This is a genomic window from Pseudomonas sp. ZL2, assembly GCF_054788455.1.
Genome location: NZ_JBGOGX010000053.1, coordinates 51,490 through 70,328, shown reverse-complemented (window position 1 = coordinate 70,328; position 18,839 = coordinate 51,490). Strand labels below are relative to the sequence as shown.

Genomic DNA, 18,839 nt, shown 5'->3' with positions numbered 1-18,839 from the left:
TGGCTGTCGACAATAGCGTCATCTTTTACAGGGAGGACGTTTTCTCATGGCATTGGCCCACAACCTTGGTTTCCCGCGCATCGGCGCTGACCGCGAACTGAAAAAAGCGCAAGAAGCCTACTGGAAAGGCGATCTCGATCAGGCAGGTCTCGAGGCTGTTGGCCGCGAACTGCGCGCCCGCCACTGGCAGCTGCAGAAAGACGCCGGTATCGAGCTGCTGCCGGTCGGCGATTTTGCCTGGTACGACCAGGTCCTGACCCACTCGCTGACCTTCGGGGCGATCCCCGAGCGCTTCGCCCAGGTCAGGGGCGACAATGGCCTGCCGACCCTCGACACCCTGTTCGCCATGGCTCGTGGCGCCAGCACCTGCTGCGGCGGTAGCCACGGCCAGACGCAATATGCGCAAGAGCTGACCAAGTGGTTCGACACCAACTATCACTACCTGGTCCCGGAATTCAGCGCCGACCAGCGCTTTTTGCTCAGTTGGGAACAGCTGTTCGAAGAAGTTGCCGAAGCCCAGGCCCTCGGCCACGCGGTCAAGCCGGTGCTGATCGGCCCGCTGACCTACCTGTGGCTGGGCAAGGCCAAGGGCGGCGAGTTCGACAAGCTCGACCTGCTTGAGCGGCTGCTGCCGGTGTACGGCGAAATCCTCAGCCGCCTGTCGCGCCAGGGCGTGGAGTGGGTGCAGATCGACGAGCCGATCCTCGGCCTTGACCTGCCGCAGGAATGGAAGAACGCCTTCGAACGTGCTTACCACATCCTGCAGTACTCGCCCCTGAAGAAGCTGGTCGCCACCTACTTCAGCGGCCTGGAAGACAACCTCGGCCTGGCCGTCGGCCTGCCGGTGGATGGCCTGCATATCGACCTGGTGCGCGCACCGGAACAACTGCCGGCGGTACTCGATCGCCTGCCTACCTATAAAGTGCTGTCCTTGGGTGTGGTCAACGGCCGCAACGTCTGGCGCTGTGACCTGGACAAGGCGCTGGAGCAGCTGCAACAAGCCCAGCAACGCTTTGGTGCCAACCTCTGGGTGGCCGGCTCCTGTTCGCTGCTGCACAGCCCGGTGGACCTCGGCCGGGAAGACAAGCTCGATGCCGAACTGAAAAGCTGGCTGGCCTTTGCCGTGCAGAAGTGCGAGGAAATCGCCGTGCTGGCCAAGGCCCTGGACAATCCGCACCTGCCTGCCGTGCAGAACGCCCTGAGCAACAGCCGTGCCGTACAGAAGCGCCGTGCCGAGTCGCCACGCATTCACAAGCCGCAGGTTCAGGCCCGCCTGGCTGCCGTGACCGCTGCCGACAGTCAGCGCCAGTCGGCCTTCGTCCAGCGTATCGAAGCCCAGCGTCAGCGCCTGCAACTGCCGGCGTTCCCGACCACCACCATCGGTTCTTTCCCGCAGACCTCGGCGATCCGCCTGGCGCGTCAAGCCTACAAGCAGGGCAAACTCTCGGCCAACGACTACACCGACGCCATGCACAGCGAGATCCGCCATGCCGTGCAGGTGCAGGAGCGCCTGGGCCTGGATGTGTTGGTGCACGGTGAAGCCGAGCGCAACGACATGGTCGAGTACTTTGCCGAGCAACTGGACGGTTATGCCTTCACCCGTTACGGCTGGGTCCAGAGCTACGGTTCGCGTTGCGTGAAACCGGCGATCATCTATGGCGACCTCAACCGCCCGCAGGCCATGACCGTGGCCTGGATCGAATACGCCCAGCGCCTGACCAGCAAGGTCATGAAAGGCATGCTGACCGGCCCGGTCACCATGCTGATGTGGTCGTTCCCGCGTGAAGACGTGTCGCGCAAGGTTCAGGCCGAACAACTGGCCCTGGCCATCCGTGACGAAGTGCAGGACCTGGAAGCCGCTGGCATCAAGATCGTGCAGATCGACGAAGCCGCATTCCGTGAGGGCCTGCCGCTGCGCCGTGCGCAGTGGCAGGCGTACCTGGACTGGGCGGTGGAAGCGTTCCGCCTGTGCTCCAGCGGTGTGCGCGATGAAACCCAGATCCACACCCACATGTGCTACAGCGAGTTCAACGATGTGATCGAAGCGATCGCCGCCATGGACGCCGACGTCATCACCATCGAGACCTCGCGCTCGGACATGGAACTGCTGGAAGCCTTTGAAGCCTTCGACTACCCCAACGACATTGGCCCGGGCGTCTATGACATCCACTCGCCACGGGTGCCGGACACTGCCGAGATGGTCCAGCTGATGAGCAAGGCGGTCAAGCGTATCCCGGCCGAACGCTTGTGGGTCAACCCGGACTGCGGCCTGAAGACCCGCGCCTGGCCGGAGACGGAAGCGGCGCTGGTGAACATGGTGGCGGCGGCGCGGCAATTGCGCAGCGAGCTGGCCTGAGAATACGCCAAGGGAGCAGCTTGCCTGTTCCCTTGGCGCCTGGATTAGCTCATAGCGATTGAAAATGCTTGCTTACGATTTCTCGGTTGATGTCTCCGCGCCAGATAGTTTCAGCCTGAGCGCCCAGCGATTGTTGCCATTTTGACCCCAGATAGCGGTAGTCGCGCAACTTGAGGTGGGCTTTGACAAAGTCGCTGAACGCTGCTGACTGTGCGTTGTAATGGAAGTGCGCATACCACAGGGGCCGTGGTGGTGTTTGCGTCAAGTCGCGAACTTCGTATTCCTGCATGAAGTCGCGGCGCCCCTCTGGGCTTCGGGCAAGTTCGATAAGCCCTTCCTTTTTTATAATGTCGACTGCCTGCTGTGCAACCAGGTAATCCAGATGGCCGGCATTGGGTTTCTGGCTGGCCAATGCCTGCGTGATTCGCAGCTGCTTGCCTTGTACGGCAAGCTGCGCCGCTTTGCTTCTTAGGCTGGCAATGAGTGGCTGTTTGTCGTCGAGTTGATGAATTTTTTGAGCACGGGATCTCAATTGTTCGGCCAACTCATTCATCAAGTCTTCCAACTCTGCGGGAATTGAGTCAGGTTTTATGTAGGCGCGAATGCGAGTGGCATCCTGTTCGATGTTGCCCAGCCGCTGTTTTGCTTCAGTCATCAGCTGTTGCAGGCTGAATCGCGTCCCGGCAGCGGGGGGCCGTGGCGACTCCAATTGCCATTTACCCCGAGGGCCTTGCACATAGGTTTCCGTGAGCCCTCCGGGGCCAGTGACGCTGAATCGGTGCGGCTGAGCGCCTGAGGCAACGGATTCGGAGCCGATCAGAAAATACTCATCTTCCGTTTCAAATACACGAGAGGGCGGCTGCCCTGGGGCCGCAGGTTTGGGCTTTACTGTCTGGCTTGCACCGGCTGCACCCGCTGTGCCCAATTCCTTGTTGGCCAACCGGGTCAGTTGCTCCATGGCCTCGCCGATTGGCGCAATAAAGGTTGAATCAAAATACTGCGGGTAGTTGACCGACCACAGCCTGAGATTTGAAATGTGCTGCTGATAGACCACGACACAGTCTCTCAAGAGTGTCTTGCGCTCACTCGCAAGGCTGATTTTGTGCACGTTATGATGATTGCTCAAGGCGTGCTCAAATCGTTTTACCGCCTGCTTGATGCTGTCATTGAAATACTGCCAGGCCAGGTCGTTTGTTGGGCGGGCAATATGTACGAGCTGGGCAAGTTCGCTGGTTTTTGTGGTGAAATGATTGACGTTGAGTATCTTGGGTAAGTCGGCATTCACAGCAGTAATCGTCTGTTTATTCGTCGTACGCGCAAGCCAGGTCCTGATGTCTTTTTCCAGGTTCTCGATGTGATCCAGGGTTTCGATGAACTTCTTGATTCGTTGGATGTATTGATCAAATTGTGCCTGGGTCAGTAGGGTGGTTCCTGAGTGGCCGATGCTGTTTTGCACCGTCTTGGCGAGCTTCCTGGCGTGGCTAACCCGATTGAACGAGCGATGGACGATGATGGTTACAGCACTGTTCTTGAATCGGCTGTTGTCGGCCAGGTTGTTACCGGAGAGCAAGGGGCGGTATTCCTCCAGCGTCTTGAACACGGCTTTGGCTTCGGCGATTTCGTCTGCGCAAGCCCGGTCGATGCGCGCGAGTTCGATGGGGTCGGAAGAACCGTTGTTTTTCAGTTGGTCATTGGGGTCATACTGATCAGCCAGCTTGCTGTAGGTGCGTTCAGTGTTTTCCTTCAGAGCCAAGCGACGACGATGGGTGGCATCAGTCCACCAGCGGGGCAGCCGATCACGTATAGGGGCAGGCCACAAAGGATCAGCGAGGTCGGCCAGGCGTCCGACTATCTGGCCACCACCCGAACCGCCACCTTGCAGATGCACACCGTAGAGGGCGAAATGGGTATCCCATTGGCCAGTCTCATCCAGAGCGATGTTTTTCTTCCAGGTTTTCCCGGTGGTACCGCGCAGACGCCAGGTATGTTCGGTCTCGAGCCACTCCACCTGGCAAGGGCGGTCTTCGATGAGGATGAAATCCCCCTCGGCATGCCGGTAGATGCCCCGGTATTTGGCACTGTTACCAGGCTGGATCGCGGTCAGTGAAAGGGGTGTTTGATATTCATAACCGGCAAAGCGCGACAGGCGCTGGCTGGCGTCAGCCGAGCCAGGCCTGAACCCTGATTGAGGGCCGCTTTGCAGTACCCGCAGTTGGCGTTGGCCGGTCAGTAGGCGTGCCGCGCTGGCCTTGGCGACGACACTGGGCAGCACGTCCATCGCCGCATCAATGAAGGCCAGCAGCGCTTGCTCCAGTTCGTCCAATGCCTTGCCTACCTGGCCGTGGACCAATGCCGAAGCGGCCTTGGCGCTGGCTTCGAAGAAGTCATAGATGCCAACGGCGGTGCCAACTACCGGCACCAGGCCCAGCGCCATCTTGATGTGGTTGAAGATCATGCCGCTTTGATAGGCGAAGTTTTCCAGCCACAGCTGATTGTTCGATCGCGATGTCGCGCGATGAGCCTCCAGTACCCGGCCACCTTGGGCGTCAAGCAGGTGCTGGGCAAGCGAGGTGGTCGATGGCCACACCGATCCTAGTCCGATGATGCCATTGAAGCGATGCCCTATGGCCTGGCGCATGCGTGACTTGTGTGTGTCCGGGTCGCCCAGCAAGGCACGGTCGGCCAGGTAATCGATCTCTGCGCTTTGCTTGATCAACTCGTACAAGCCCATGCGGGCATCTTCCAGGCTGGAGTACTGGCGCAGGTATTTTTTCGGATGATCAGGGCGGTAGAGCAAGGTCGTGTCGCTTTTTTCGTCGGTAACGAAGGTCACGCCGGAAAGGGTGACACCATATCCTTCGGTATCTTCCCCACCCGCGGTGAGCCGGGCGGGGATCAGACGAATGCTGTGACCATCGGCCAGAAAGGCTTCAGCGTTGTCGGCATCGATGGCGATGTCGAAGATCGCCTGTCCCTGGGCGTTGATATCGCCGGTTGCCCTGGCGTGGGTACTTTGCATCTTGAGCATCAGACGCAAGGGGGCACCCAGGCATTCACGGCGAAACTGGCGGGCGAAGGAATCTTCGTGGGTGCCACGATAGGCGGCAAGAATCATGTCTTCGCGTTTCTGGGCCAGGTCGAGATCTCGGGTTAGCGCCACTAGATACGCCGCGTTGATACCGCCTTGCAGAGCCTGTTCAAGCACTGGCTGCGACGTTGCTATGTGCAAAGTCATGAACTGCAGTCGACCTTTCATCGCATCATCGATGTGCTCCAGGAGCAGCGTTTCCAGGCTCATGACCTCCCGTTCGTCACTGGCCACCAACACTTCTCGGTACGGAACACCAGGGGCACCGCTGCCGGCGATCGGCTCTTTGCGTTTGGACGTACTCTTCGGCAGGTCAATGCTGATAGGGCTGCCGTCGTAGCTCGGGAAATCCTGCACCAGGCGACTGTAGATGTGTTGACGGCAAAACAGCGAGAGATGAGGCAGGTCGCGGGCGATCAGTGCCTGGGAGCGACGCATGGCGTCGATATACTCCAGCATGTCCGATTTCAGGGCCGCTCGAATGGGCGTCGTCAGGCCTGCCAGCCAGGGGAAGGAGACGTTGCTCAAGGTGGCGCTGGCTTGCTGCTCTTTCATCAGGCCGAAGGCATATTCACGCGCGGCATGACGCGGAACCTGCAAGGCGTGCGTGAGCGACTCTCGAATACGTGCAAGCGAATCATCCGCAGTGCTTGCCGATGCCGACGCGCTGGTTTGGGCCGCTGCCTTGCAGCGGGTCAGGTGGTAAGTCAGCACCTTGGCCAGCACATCACCGGTTATGGCCGAAAGGCTCAACGACTGCTGGCTTGAATCAGAGAGGCCGAAGCATCGCTCTAATTCACTCTGGTTGGCGCAACGTAGCAGCCCTCCCTGTTCGCCTGGCCAATACAGTAGCAGGCTGTGCTGCGCATGCTGTTCCTGCAGCGTCACGACAATGCAGTCCTGGACAACGGTGCTGGTTACAGTCTCAGTACCTTGTTGAACACTGGTGGTATTCAGTACCGGATGGGCGGCGGCAATGCTCGAGCCCAGGCTCGGAAAGGCGTCGGGGGCATCGAGCAGGCTTTCCACCCAGCGCAACTCCTCGTTATCGAGCTGCCCCAGCAGGTTCTGCAGGCGAGCATGAGCGCGCAGGCCTTTATGATGGGCTGCGATAAGGTCGCCAGCGGCCGTGGGCGTTTCATCCGTGCGCCATGGGTCAACCAGTAGCTGTTGTTCAGCGGCCTTTTCAGCGTCCTCGCAGGCGGCGACCAGCGCGTTGTGCTGATCTTGCAGCGATTGCAGGTTTTGCTCGGTAATACTGTCCAGTAGATGCCTTTGCCGGTTGATCTGCTGCAAGCGCACAGGGTAGGGAATGTCGACTCGCAGATTGCCGAAGTCAAAAAACGAGGGTTGTGGCACCTCTTCGTGGTCTTCTTCCACGAGCACAGGAGGGGGATGAAGCACGGATGGATTGCGTTGCTCGTGATCGACCCAATGGATAAGGGACAGGGCGAGTTCAGCGTATTGTCGGATATCGGCGCCTGGGTCATGGTCCAGAGCCTTCAATCGCGCATCGAGCAAGCTGTCGAACAGTGTGGTGAACCCGGCCGAGAGGGTGTCGTGGTTCTGGAAACTCACGGTGTCCGTCGAGTCGCCGGGGTGTTCCATGAGGGCGTCTGTCAGCGCTTGGTGCGTCTCATAGGCAGTGAATGCAGGTTGATTGCCAGGTCTGTAGAGAATTAGCCCAGGCTCATTCTCGACACTGAACAGCAGCGCGCCAGCCACTGCTTTTCCTGCCAGGGAGGGTGTCTGCAAATAGAGCTGCTTGTTGTCCAGGCGTAACCACTCAGGATTGGCCAGCACGCCGTTGACCGGACGTTGCTGCTGGGCATTGAACTCACCTGCTGCCAGCGCCGCTTCCCAGCGTGCACTGAGCAGGCCGTGGTACTGGTTTTGGGCGTGGGTGCGGCGGCTGACCGGCGTACCTTTGGCCCGTGCTTGCCAGTAGCTGTTCCATTGCTGTCGGACAGCACCAACGATGTCCAGGCTGGCGACACGAGCCAGTAGTTGCGTGGGAGTCAGGTGCAGGAGCGGGCTGCGGTTGTCCAGGGCCACCACCTGGGCCGTATCGTCCAGGTTGGCGGGGGGCTGTGGGTGATGGCGAACATGTGCGGCAAGCGCGACCAGGCTGACATCCGAAGTATGCCCCCCGGTGCCCACCGGAAAGCGCAGGGCGGTGGTAACCGGGTCTGCGCGCAATTGTGTGCGCACCAGCCCGAGTAATGCCTGGTGAACGCCAGGGGCTTCGGTTAGCAAGGTGTTGAAGGTTTGCAGATGATCTTCCCAGCGTCTGACGATGGCGGTGGGTATGACCGACGCAGTTGACCGATCGGCAACAAATTCGACAGGGGATAGAGACAGCCGTTCGAGTGTTTCAGGTAGCTCACTCATCGCAGATTTCCTGATTCAGGTAATGCCGGTAATGGCATTCAACATTGGGCGGGAAACCGGGTTGATCGCTGCGGTACATATTGCTGAATACCGTTGGGCGCCATTCATCAAACTGTCACGCAACTGTGGCAGCGCGCTTGAACGAAGTTCATCAGACTCGCGCTCTACTGGGGATTTGCATTCTGGTGTTTCGCTCATGCGGGCTTTTGCTTTTTTTCTGGCGCTGATGTGCGCCGTTCCTTCTTTTGCGGCGTCGCGTTGCGACGTCAGCGTGCCGACCGAACGGGTCGAGCTTTCGCAGGTCAGCCTGGCGTATCAGAGTATCGGCCGCGATTCGGACCCGGCTTTGCTGCTGGTCATGGGCCTGGGCGGGCAACTGATCCACTGGCCCGATGAAGTGGTGGTCGCCCTCTGTCAGCAGGGCTTTCGGGTGATCCGCTACGACAATCGCGATGTCGGCCTGTCCAGCTGGAACCAGGCCCCCAACGGCGCCAACCTGACCTTCGAGCTGCTGCGCTACAAGCTCGGCCTGCCGGTGGCCGCGCCTTACACCCTGAGCGATATGGCCGAAGACGGCCTGGGGCTGATGGATGCCCTGCAGGTGCGGCGCTTTCATGTCATGGGCGTGAGCATGGGCGGGATGATCGCCCAGCACCTGGCGGCGCAGGCGCCGGAGCGGGTCGAGAGCCTGACCCTGATCATGTCGAGTTCCGGTGCCCAGGGCTTGCCGGCACCGAACCCGGCGCTGGTGCAGTTGCTGGCCCGGCGTGGCGCGCCGAATCGCGAGGTGGCGCTTGAGCAGCAGGCCGACCTGCTGGCGGCCCTGGGTAGCCCCGAGGTCGAGGATGACCGCCAGGCGCTGCTCGAGCAGGCGGCGCTTGCCTATGACCGCGCCTTCAATCCCGAAGGGGTCAAGCGCCAGATCATGGCGATCCTGGCCGAACAGAGCCGGGTCGAGATGCTCAACACCCTGCGCCTGCCGACCCTGGTGGTGCACGGCACCGCCGACCCGCTGCTGCCGGTGATGCACGGTGTGCACCTGGCTGCGCACATCAAGGGCAGCCAGTTACGGCTGATTCCGGGCCTGGCCCATCGTTTTCAGGAGCAGTTCAAGGGGCCGTTGCTGGGTGCGGTGCTGCCCTATCTGAAGACGCAACGGCTGGCCGATACCCATCTGGCGGTGTACTGATCGCGGGGCAAGCCCGCTCCTACAGGATCTGCATGCACCGGATTTTGTGGGAGCCGGTCTTGCCGGCGATGGGCTACGAAGTAGCCCCCAAGAGCCTTAATGCAGCCTTACCCAGACACTCACCAGCACCGTCGCCGCCACCAGCCAGGCCACCGCCGCCAGGGCCAGCGAAGCCTCCAGGCGCAGGCGATCGACCAGCAGGTACAGCGCCGCCAGGTAGACGAAGTAGGGGATGATCGACCACATGCCGAACAGGATGGTGGTCTTCAGGTCATCCAGCGAGCGGCCCTTGCCGACGATGTAGTGGGCGATCAGGGCGAAGGTCGGGAACAGCGGCACCAGGCCGGCAATATAGTAGTTGCGGGTCTTCGCCAGGGCGGCAAGGATCACCACTACGGCAGCGCCCAGGCAGGCTTTGAGTATCAGGTCCACGTCTTGTCCCGTTTCACCGGCCGGTTAGCCCAGGCCATACTTTTTCACTTTGTCGAACAGCGTGGTCTTGGCCATGCCCAGCTCCTGGCTCGCCTGGCTGAGGTTGCCGCCGGTGCGCTGCAAGGCATCGCTGAGCAGATTGCGCTCGAAGGCCTCGACCGCCTCGGCAAAGCCCAGGCCCTGGTTGGCACTGGCCCCGGCCTTCTTGAATGCGGGCAGGCCCAGGGCGTAGCGCTCGGCGACGTTACGCAGTTCGCGCACGTTGCCCGGCCAGTCGTGGGCCATCAGCCGCGACAGGGTCTGGCTGTCCAGTTGCGGGGTTTCCCGGTCGAAGCGCAGGGACGACTGCTGCAGGAAGTGTTCGAACAGTTGCAGGATGTCTTCACGGCGCTCGCGCAGTGGCGGCAGCTCCAGGGTCACCACGTTCAGCCGGTAGTACAGGTCGCTACGGAACTGCCCGCTCTGGCCCAGGGCGTCGAGGTCGGACTTGGTCGCGGCGATCACCCGGCAATCCACGGCAATGCTCTGGTTCGAGCCCAGGCGCTCCAGGGTGCGCTCCTGCAATACACGCAACAGCTTGATTTGCAGATTGAGTGGCATGCTTTCGACTTCGTCGAGGAACAACGTGCCGCCGTTGGCGTGCTCGATCTTGCCGATCCGCCGTTTACCGGCGCCGGTAAAGGCGTTGGCCTCGTGGCCGAAGATTTCGCTCTCGAACAGGTTCTCCGGCAGGCCGCCGCAGTTGAGCGCCACGAACGGCGCGCCCTGGCGGCGGCTGAAATCGTGCAGGCAGCGGGCGACCAGTTCCTTGCCGGTGCCGGTCTCGCCTTCGATCAGCACGTTAGCCGAGGTATCGGCGACGTTGGCGATCAGTTCGCGCAGGTTCTGCATGGCCGGCGAACGGCCGATGATGCGCCCTTCAAGGGTGCTTTGCCCGGCCAGTTGGCGGCGCAGGGCGAACACTTCGCGGGACAGGCCGCGTTGTTCCAGGGCACGACGCACCACTTCGACCAGGCGTTCCGGGGCGAAGGGCTTTTCCATGAAGTCGTAAGCGCCGTTACGCATGGCACCGACCGCCATGTCGATGTCGCCGTGGCCGGTGATCAGCACCACCGGCAGGCTGCGGTCGCGGGCTTTCAAGCGGCTGAGCAGTTCCAGGCCATCGATGCCGGGCAGGCGGATATCGCTGACAACGATGCCGGCAAAGTCATCGCCGATACGCTGCAGGGCTTCTTCGGCGCTGCCGACGCCTTCGCAGGCGATGTCTTCCAGCGCCAGCGCCTGCTGGCAGCCGAGCAGCACATGCGGGTCGTCTTCGACGATCAGGACGGTAAGGGGCGCTTGGTTCATAGGGACTCGGCTGATTCTGTGGGGGCATTGACCAGCGGCAGGCTAAGCACGAACGCGGTACCGCCAGTGGCGGGATGTTCGACGCTGAGGCTGCCCTTGGCGGCGGCGGCGAGGCTGGCAGACAGGGTCAGGCCCAGGCCCAGGCCGTGCTCTCCCGGTTTGGTGGTGAAAAACGGTTCGAACAGGTGCTTGCGCGTTTCGTCATCGATGCCGTGACCGTTGTCGCGCACCCGCAGGCGGTATTTGTCGCCCAGCAGCTCGCCTTCCAGCCACAGTTGCGGCATGGGTTGCGCGGCCATGGCATCGAGGGCGTTGCCGATCAGGTTGACCAGGATCTGCTCCAGGCGGGTCTGGTCGATAGCCAGCTTCTGGTCTTCGTAGTTGCTGTGCAGCTGCAAATGGCAGCCGGCGATGCGGTTGCCCAGCACCTGCAGGCTGGCCTCGACGGCCTTGCTCAGCGAGGCCTTGCCGCTGTCTTCACCGCGGCGGGCGAAGGAGCGCAGGCTGGCAGTGATACGGCCCATGCGGTCGATCAGGTCGTTCATGGTGCGCAGGTTGGTGCTGACGGTTTCCAGCGCGCCGCGTTCGAGGAAGCGCACGCTGTTGCCTGACAAGGTGCGCAGGGCGGCCAGCGGCTGGTTCAGTTCATGGGCGATGCTGGTCGACATCTGGCCGATGGCTGCCAACTTGCCGGCCTGGACCAGTTCATCCTGGGCGTGGCGCAAAGTCTGTTCGGCATGCCGGCGTTCGCGGATCTGGCCCTTGAGGCGTTCGTTGCTGGCGCGCAGGTCGGCAGTGCGTTCGGCGATCTTGCGTTCCAGTTGACTGTTGGCTTCTTCCAGCGCTTCACGAGCGGCCAGGCGGGTGGCAATCACCTTGCGCCGTTCGTTCCAGGCAATCAGCAGGATGGCCAGCAAGGCAAAGGCGACGCCGACCAGGATGCCCTGGACCATGGATTCGCGGCGCAGGTCCTGCAAGGGCGTGAGCAGGGTGAAGTGCCAGGGCGTATCGCTCAGGCGCCGGGTTTGCGCGAGATAAGCCACTTCGCGGCGGCCGTCGCCGAGTTCGGCATTGGCCGGGAAGCTCAGCTTCTCGACACCGTCGGCGATTTTCTCTCGCGACAGCGGTTCCAGTTCATTCAGCGGCCACCAGTAATACTGCAGGCTGCGCGCCAGGCGCTCCTTGATTTCCGGGGTCAGCGGGCGCACCGACTTGAGCCGCCGCGCCGGGTCGCTGGAGAGGATGATGATGCCGTTCTCGTCGCTGACAAAAGCTTCAAGGCGTGCCCGTTGCCAGCGTTCTTCCATGGCCTCCAGGCGCACCTTGATCACCGCTACACCAATGATCTTGCCGTGTTCTTCGAGGCCGTGGGCAAGGAAATAACCCGGCTCGCCGGTGGTGCTGCCGATGCCGTAGAAGCGCCCTGGCTGGCCACGCACGGCGTCCTGGAAATAGGCGCGGAACGACAGGTCTTCACCGAGGAAACTGTCGACATCGCGCCAGTTGCTGGTGGCCTGGACCCGGCCGGTGGTGTCGAGGACGAAGATCGCCCGGCTACGGCTGCGGCGGTTCAGGCCTTCAAGGTATTCGTTGACCGCCTGGCGGTGTTCGCCATCGGCTTCGGTGAGCAGGTTGGAAACGTTGTTTTCAAGCTCCAGCAGGCTCGGCAGGTAGGTGTACTTGCTGATCTCGCTCTCGACCGCGCGCGCGTGCAGCTCGAGCTGGCGCTCGCCGTTTTCGCTCAAGGTGCGGATGCCGTTGTGTTCGCTGATCATGAAACCGGCCACGCCCAGACCGATCATCAGCAGGATGATCAGTGGCGGTAACAGCAGTTGGCGGATCAGACGGGGTTTCACGGCAAGGGCAGGCTTGGCAGGGCGAAAGAGCGTAGGGTCGCATTTCATCACAGTAGCCCGGTAACTAACAGCGCTGCCTGCCCGGCGTACACCGGACAAGCAGCGTTGTGACCTCAGTGTTGCAGGATCTTGCTGAGGAAGTGCTGGGTACGCTGGTCGCGTACGCTCTGGTCACCAAAGAATTCTTCCTTGGTGCAGTCTTCGATGATGTTGCCCTTGTCCATGAAGATCACCCGGTTGGCGACCTTGCGGGCGAAGCCCATTTCGTGGGTCACGCACATCATGGTCATGCCTTCATGGGCCAGCTCGACCATTACGTCCAGTACTTCGCTGACCATTTCCGGGTCCAGTGCCGAGGTCGGTTCGTCGAACAGCATGACGATCGGGTCCATCGACAGGGCGCGGGCAATGGCCACACGTTGCTGCTGGCCACCGGACAGTTGCCCCGGGTGCTTCTTGGCGTGGGCGCTGAGGCCGACGCGCTCGAGCAGGGCCAGGCCCTTCTTGGTCGCTTCGGCTTCGCTGCGGCCCAACACCTTGCGCTGGGCAATGGTCAGGTTTTCGGTGATGGTCAGGTGCGGGAACAGCTCGAAATGCTGGAACACCATGCCGACCCGCGAGCGCAGCTTGGGCAGGTTGGTCTTGGGGTCTGCAATCGAGGTGCCGTCGACGATGATGTCACCCTTCTGGAAGGGTTCCAGGGCGTTGACGCACTTGATCAGGGTCGACTTGCCCGAGCCCGACGGGCCGCAGACCACGACCACTTCGCCTTTCTTGACCTCGGTGTTGCAGTCGGTCAGAACCTGGAAGTCCCCGTACCACTTGTTGACGTTCTTGATGGAGATCATACGGTTATCCTTTTCTGCAGACGCTTGACCAGGAAGGAAGCGGAGAAGCTGATGACGAAGTACACGGCGCCGGCAAACACCAGGAACTCATTGGAGCGCCCGATGATGTCGCCACTGGCCCGTGCCGAGTTGAGGAAGTCGACCAGGCCGACGGTGTACACCAGCGAGGTATCCTGAAACAGGATGATGCTCTGCTGCAGCAGCAGCGGGGTCATCTTGCGAAACGCCTGGGGCAGGATGATCAGGCGCATGGTCTGGCCGTAGGTCATGCCCAGGGCCTGGGCGGCGCCCATCTGGCCCTTGGAGATCGACTGCACGCCGGCACGGACGATTTCACAGAAATACGCCGCCTCGAACATCATGAACGCCACGACGCAAGAGGTGAAGGCCCCGACCGGGGTGTCTTCGCCGGTGATCCAGCGCAGCACGAACGGCACCGCCAGGTAGAACCAGGTGATGACCAGCAGCAGCGGGATGGAGCGGAAGTAGTTGACGTAGGCGCCGGCAAAATTCGACAGCAGCTTGCTCGACGACAGGCGCATCAGGGCCAGGATGGTGCCGAGCACGATACCGCCGACAATGCCCATGACCATCAGTTGCAGGGTCATGACCATGCCGTTCCACAGGCCCGGCAGGGCAGGGATGATTCCACTGAAGTCCATTATTTGCCCCCCACGGAGATCAGTCCGGGTACCGCGACTTTTTTCTCGACCATGCGCATCAGCAGCATCAGGCCCATGTTCAGGGTGAAGTAAATCAGGGTGGCCAGGGTGAAGGCTTCAAACAGGTTGGCCGAGAACTCGGCGGTCTGCTTGGTTTGCGCCAGCAGCTCCATCAGGCCGATCAGCGAGGCCACCGAGGAGTTCTTGAACACGTTCAAAAATTCCGAGGTCAGTGGCGGAATGATGATCCGGTAGGCTTGCGGCAGCAGCACGTTCCAGTACACCTGCGGCAGGCTGAAGCCCATGGCGCGGGCGGCGGCTTCCTGGCCGCGGGGCAACGCCTGGATACCGGTACGCACTTGTTCGCAAACCCGCGCAGCGGTGAACAGGCCCAGGCAGACGACCACACTGATCAGTGCCGAGGTGGTCGGGTTGAGGTCTTGCTTGTACCACTCCTGCAGGTTCTCCGGCAGCAGGTCGGGCACCAGGAAGTACCAGATGAACAGCTGCACCAGCAGCGGTACGTTACGAAAGAGTTCCACGTAGGCGGTGGCAATGCCCGATACCAGACGGTTCGGCACAGTACGCATGACGCCGAGTACCGAACCCAGCAGCAATGCGATGATCCAGGCGGCAATGGCAATGGCGATGGTCCAGCCCAGGCCGGTGATATACCAGTCCAGATAGGTTTCGCTGCCGACGCCAGTGGACTTGAAGAATACGCCCCAGTCCCAGTTGTAATTCATCGGGATCTCCCCTCAGATCAGTTGTTTCACGGGCACCTTCGAGCATCCGGGGGCGCAAGGCGCCCTCGGATGAAAGGTTAGACACTAACTAGCTGGGGATCAGGACTTCTTTTCGTCTGCAGCTTTGTCGGTAGGATTGGCGATCAGCGCCTTGAGCTCGTCGCTCATCGGGAACTGCAGGTTCAGGCCTTTAGGTGGGACTGGCTGGTTGAACCACTTGTCGTAGATCTTGTTGATCTCGCCCGACTTGTAGAGCTCGACGATGGCCTTGTCGACGGCAGCCTTGAACGCCGGGTCGTCCTTGCGGACCATGCAGCCGTAGATTTCATAGGACTGCGGCGTACCGACGATTGCCCAGCCTTTCGGGTTCTTGGCCTTGGCCATTTCACCGGCGAGCAGCGCGTCGTCCATCATGAAGGCCACGGCGCGGCCGGACTCGAGCATCTGGAACGACTCGCCGTGGTCCTTGGCCGAGATGACGTTCATCTTCATCTGCTTGTCGGCGTTCATGGCCTTGAGGATGCGCTCGGAAGTGGTACCGGCGGTGGTGACCACGTTCTTGCCGGCCAGGTCCGGGAAGTCCTTGTACTTGGCGTTTTCCGGCTTGCCGTCTTCTGCCTTGGTCAGCAGGCGGGTACCGACTTCGAAGATACCGACCGAGAAGGCGACCTGCTGCTGGCGCTCGACGTTGTTGGTGGTCGAACCACATTCGACGTCAACGGTGCCGTTCTGTACCAGCGGGATACGGGTCTGGGAGGTGACGAGGTTGTATTTGACCTTCAGGTCCGGCTTGTTCAGGTCCTTTTTCAGGGCCTCGACGATTGCCAGCTGGATGTCATGGGAGTAACCGACGGGTTTGCCCGAAGCGTCGGCGATGTAGGAGAACGGAATGGAAGCGTCGCGGTGCCCCAGGGTAATGGTGCCCGACTCGTTGATCTTTTTCAGGGTGCCGGTCAGTTCGGCAGCGAAGGCTGGCGCACTGATCAAAGCGGCCGCAACAGCGGCGCCCAACAGATGGGGAACGATACGCATCAAAATTTCCTCGACGTTGTTTTTTTTATGGAGCCGTTGGCCGGCTCTTTCGTTCAGCGAACACTGCAGTGAAGCGGTTTGCGCATTCGGGTACTGAGTGTAGAGCATGACTCGTGCCAAGCCCTGATTTCGATCATAACGCCATGAAAAATCGGGGGATTAATCTTTTTTGACGGTTTGCGGGAGGTAGGATTCGTCCGGATGGCCGAATGCGGCGGGGTTTGGTGTTCGGAAATCCGAATGATGGGCCGCGTCCGAGGGCAAGCCCGCTCCCAGTGTAGGAGCGGGCTTGCCCCGCGATGTTGGTCAGCGACTAGGCAGCTTGAACCCGCGCGCGATTCAGCTCCAGGCGCTGAAGATAGTCCTGCAAAGCCTGTTGTTCAGCTGCGGTAGTGAACAGCCCCAGCTTGCTCCGGCGCCAGAGGATGTCATCGGCATTCACTGCCCATTCCTCACTGCACAGGTAATCCACCTCACGGGTGAACAAGCCGCCGCCAATCGCCTCACCCAGGTCTTCCGGGCCTTGTACGCCTTCCAGCAGGCGCCACACGCGGCTGCCATAGGTACGTGCCCAGCGCTTGGCGATTTCGGCGGGCAACCAGCCGTAGCGGGCCAGGATGGCATCGACCAGCGCTTGCGGGGTGCTCATGTCTTCGCCGCCCGGCAGAGGGGCGGTAGCCGTCCAGCTACCGCGCATCTGGGTGAAGAACGGGGCCAGCTCGGCCATCGCCGACTCGGCCAGTTTGCGGTAGGTGGTCAGTTTGCCACCGAATACCGACAACAGCGGTGCTTCGCCAGTGCTGGCCGACAGCGCCAGGGTGTAGTCGCGGGTAACGGCCGACGGGTTGTCGGACTCGTCGTTGCACAACGGACGAACTCCGGCATAGGTGTGGAGGATATCGGCGCGGCTGAGCTGGTGATTGAAGTGCTCGTTGACCACTTTCAGCAGGTAATCGGTCTCGCCCTCGGTGATTGCCACTTTCGCCGGGTCGCCAGTGTATTCGCGGTCGGTGGTGCCGATCAGGGTGAAGCGTTCCAGGTACGGAATGGCGAAGACGATGCGCTGGTCTTCGTTCTGCAGGATGTAGGCATGTTCGCCGTCGTACAGCTTCGGCACGATCAGGTGACTGCCCTGGATCAGGCGGATGCCATATGGCGCGTCGAGCTTGAGGTCGTCCTGGATGAACTTGGCCACCCACGGGCCGGCCGCATTGACCAGGGCACGGGCCTGGATCGACTGCTGGCTGCCGTCGGCGTTTTCCAGCTGCACGTTCCACACACCATCGACCCGGCGGGCGCTGGTGCAGCGAGTGCGAGTACGAATATCGGCGCCTTTTTCACGGGCGGCCATGGCGTTGAGCACTACCAGGCGGGCGTCGTCTACGGCGCAGTCGGCATATTCGAAACCACGGGTGATCGCCGGTTTGAGCGGATTGTCCGGGCCGAAGCGCAGGCTGCGCGAAGCGCCGAGCTGCTTGCGCTTGCCCAGGTGATCGTAGAGGAACAGGCCGGCGCGGATCATCCATGCCGGGCGCAGGTGCGGGCGGTGCGGCAGGACGAAGCGCATCGGCTTGACGATATGCGGCGCCTTGGCCAGCAGCACTTCGCGCTCGGCCAGGGCTTCACGCACCAGGCGGAATTCGTAATGTTCGAGGTAGCGCAGGCCGCCGTGGATCAGCTTGCTGCTGGCCGAGGAGGTATGGCTGGCCAGGTCGTCCTTTTCACAAAGGAACACGGAAAGACCGCGTCCGGCTGCATCGGCGGCAATCCCCACACCATTGATGCCACCGCCGATTACGGCGAGGTCATAGATTTCGGCAAGGGCGGGCGATGACACGCTGGATTGGGACACGGGTGGCCTCCTGAAGGTCTTTCCGACATCGAATATGAACATTAATGTTCACTTTCGAAAATACTAGCGCAACAGAATGCTGCTCGCCAGTCACTTCCCATAGAAAATACTGATCAGATGACAAATAAATGAAAAATAACGAACATTCGAGCTGCCATCGTTGCGATGGCAGCTTGCGGCGGCTCAGACCACTTCGAGGCGGATCTTGTACTGGTTGAGCAGTTGGCTGAGGGCGGGCACTGGTGCCTGGTCGGTCACCAGGCAGTCGATCAGGCTGATCGAACCCAGGCGCACCATGGCATTACGGCCGAACTTGCTCGAGTCGGCGGCGAGGATCACCTGGCGGGCATTGGCGATGATTGCCTGGGATACCCGCACTTCCTGATAGTCGAAATCCAGCAGGCTGCCGTCTTCATCGATGCCGCTGATGCCGACCAGGGCGAAGTCGACCTTGAACTGGTTGATGAAGTCGACACTGGCTTGGCCGACCACGCCGCCGTCGCGACGTACATTGCCGCCGGCCAGCAGCACTTCGAAATCATCCTTGGCACTGAGGATCGAAGCCACGTGCAGGTTGTTGGTGATGATTTTCAGGTGGTTGTGGTTGAGCAGGGCGCGGGCGATGGATTCGGTGGTCGTGCCGATGTTGATGAACAGCGAGGCGTGGTCGGGAATCTGCGCAGCAATGGCTTCGGCGATACGCTGTTTTTCATCGCGCATCTGGTCGGCGCGCATGGCGTAGGCGGTGTTTTCGATGCTGGAGTCGTAGGCTGCGCCACCGTGGTAACGGCGCAGCAGATTGACCTCCGCCAGTTGGTTGATATCACGGCGGATGGTTTGCGGGGTGACGACGAACAGCTGCGCCATTTCTTCGATACTGACATAGCCGCGTTCGCGGACCAGTTCGAGGATTTGTTGTTGGCGAGGGGGCAGATTCATGGGCGGTCCTTTGGGGCAGCCGGGCAAATTGCGCCATGAAAACAGCTCAAGCTGCAAGCTGCAAGCCACAAGATGATTCGTGGCCTACACGCTTGCAG

The 18,839-nt window shown here is 61.1% G+C and carries 12 protein-coding genes; 2 read left to right on the top strand and 10 right to left on the bottom strand.

Features of this window, described 5'->3' with window-relative positions; all coding sequences use genetic code 11:
• Positions 1–46: 46 nt before the first annotated feature.
• The gene (gene metE, locus ABM562_RS24530; protein WP_460423632.1) at positions 47–2,356 is read left to right on the top strand and encodes a 5-methyltetrahydropteroyltriglutamate--homocysteine S-methyltransferase; all 2,310 of its coding nucleotides are present in this window, start codon (positions 47–49) and stop codon (positions 2,354–2,356) included.
• A 49-nt stretch (positions 2,357–2,405) separates the two neighbouring features.
• Here the strand turns inward: metE and ABM562_RS24525 are convergent, their stop codons facing one another.
• The gene (locus ABM562_RS24525; protein WP_460423630.1) at positions 2,406–7,835 is read right to left on the bottom strand and encodes a dermonecrotic toxin domain-containing protein; all 5,430 of its coding nucleotides are present in this window, start codon (positions 7,833–7,835) and stop codon (positions 2,406–2,408) included.
• Positions 7,836–8,031: 196 nt separating this feature from the next.
• On the opposite strand from ABM562_RS24525, the gene ABM562_RS24520 reads away from it, so the two are divergent.
• Positions 8,032–9,024, top strand: a complete 993-nt coding sequence (locus ABM562_RS24520; protein ID WP_115085606.1) for an alpha/beta fold hydrolase — start codon at positions 8,032–8,034, stop codon at positions 9,022–9,024.
• Between the two features lie 96 nt (positions 9,025–9,120).
• Here ABM562_RS24520 and ABM562_RS24515 read toward each other — a convergent pair whose 3' ends face one another.
• The 9 genes from ABM562_RS24515 to ABM562_RS24475 all read right to left on the bottom strand — a co-directional run bounded on the left by ABM562_RS24515 (position 9,121) and on the right by ABM562_RS24475 (position 18,741).
• On the bottom strand, positions 9,121–9,447 hold the full coding sequence (locus tag ABM562_RS24515) for a GlpM family protein (protein ID WP_162195932.1): 327 nt from the start codon (positions 9,445–9,447) through the stop codon (positions 9,121–9,123).
• Between the two features lie 33 nt (positions 9,448–9,480).
• Positions 9,481–10,806 carry a two-component response regulator AauR gene (gene aauR, locus ABM562_RS24510; protein ID WP_115085607.1) on the bottom strand — a complete coding sequence of 442 codons (1,326 nt, stop codon included), beginning with the start codon at positions 10,804–10,806 and terminating at the stop codon, positions 9,481–9,483.
• On the bottom strand, positions 10,803–12,710 hold the full coding sequence (gene aauS, locus ABM562_RS24505; protein ID WP_115085608.1) for a two-component sensor histidine kinase AauS: 1,908 nt from the start codon (positions 12,708–12,710) through the stop codon (positions 10,803–10,805). Before aauS ends, aauR begins: the two co-directional genes overlap by 4 nt.
• A gap of 65 nt (positions 12,711–12,775) precedes the next feature.
• Complete coding sequence (locus ABM562_RS24500) at positions 12,776–13,510, bottom strand: amino acid ABC transporter ATP-binding protein (protein ID WP_115085609.1); 735 nt, start codon at positions 13,508–13,510, stop codon at positions 12,776–12,778.
• Entirely contained in the window at positions 13,507–14,175 is a 669-nt protein-coding gene (locus tag ABM562_RS24495; RefSeq protein WP_166675653.1) for an ABC transporter permease subunit, read from the bottom strand. Before ABM562_RS24495 ends, ABM562_RS24500 begins: the two co-directional genes overlap by 4 nt.
• On the bottom strand, positions 14,172–14,918 hold the full coding sequence (locus tag ABM562_RS24490) for an amino acid ABC transporter permease (RefSeq protein ID WP_115085611.1): 747 nt from the start codon (positions 14,916–14,918) through the stop codon (positions 14,172–14,174). The genes ABM562_RS24495 and ABM562_RS24490 overlap by 4 nt, the downstream gene beginning before the upstream one ends.
• A 99-nt stretch (positions 14,919–15,017) precedes the next feature.
• Positions 15,018–15,950, bottom strand: coding sequence for a glutamate/aspartate ABC transporter substrate-binding protein (locus tag ABM562_RS24485; RefSeq protein WP_115085612.1), 933 nt, complete (start codon positions 15,948–15,950; stop codon positions 15,018–15,020).
• A 313-nt stretch (positions 15,951–16,263) separates the two neighbouring features.
• Positions 16,264–17,802, bottom strand: coding sequence for a glycerol-3-phosphate dehydrogenase (glpD, locus tag ABM562_RS24480; RefSeq protein ID WP_460423626.1), 1,539 nt, complete (start codon positions 17,800–17,802; stop codon positions 16,264–16,266).
• A gap of 183 nt (positions 17,803–17,985) precedes the next feature.
• A complete protein-coding gene (locus ABM562_RS24475) occupies positions 17,986–18,741 on the bottom strand; it encodes a DeoR/GlpR family transcriptional regulator (RefSeq protein ID WP_045197716.1) in 756 nt (251 codons plus the stop codon).
• Between the last annotated feature and the right edge of the window lie 98 nt (positions 18,742–18,839).

Excerpts from the sequence above, each read along its gene's own strand:
- metE (WP_460423632.1), top strand. The coding sequence starts at position 47 with ATGGCATTGGCCCACAACCTTGGTTTCCCGCGCATCGGCGCTGACCGC.
- ABM562_RS24525 (WP_460423630.1), bottom strand. The coding sequence starts at position 7,835 with ATGAGTGAGCTACCTGAAACACTCGAACGGCTGTCTCTATCCCCTGTC.
- ABM562_RS24520 (WP_115085606.1), top strand. The coding sequence starts at position 8,032 with ATGCGGGCTTTTGCTTTTTTTCTGGCGCTGATGTGCGCCGTTCCTTCT.
- aauR (WP_115085607.1), bottom strand. The coding sequence starts at position 10,806 with ATGAACCAAGCGCCCCTTACCGTCCTGATCGTCGAAGACGACCCGCAT.
- aauS (WP_115085608.1), bottom strand. The coding sequence starts at position 12,710 with ATGAAATGCGACCCTACGCTCTTTCGCCCTGCCAAGCCTGCCCTTGCC.
- ABM562_RS24500 (WP_115085609.1), bottom strand. The coding sequence starts at position 13,510 with ATGATCTCCATCAAGAACGTCAACAAGTGGTACGGGGACTTCCAGGTT.
- ABM562_RS24490 (WP_115085611.1), bottom strand. The coding sequence starts at position 14,918 with ATGAATTACAACTGGGACTGGGGCGTATTCTTCAAGTCCACTGGCGTC.
- ABM562_RS24485 (WP_115085612.1), bottom strand. The coding sequence starts at position 15,950 with ATGCGTATCGTTCCCCATCTGTTGGGCGCCGCTGTTGCGGCCGCTTTG.
- ABM562_RS24475 (WP_045197716.1), bottom strand. The coding sequence starts at position 18,741 with ATGAATCTGCCCCCTCGCCAACAACAAATCCTCGAACTGGTCCGCGAA.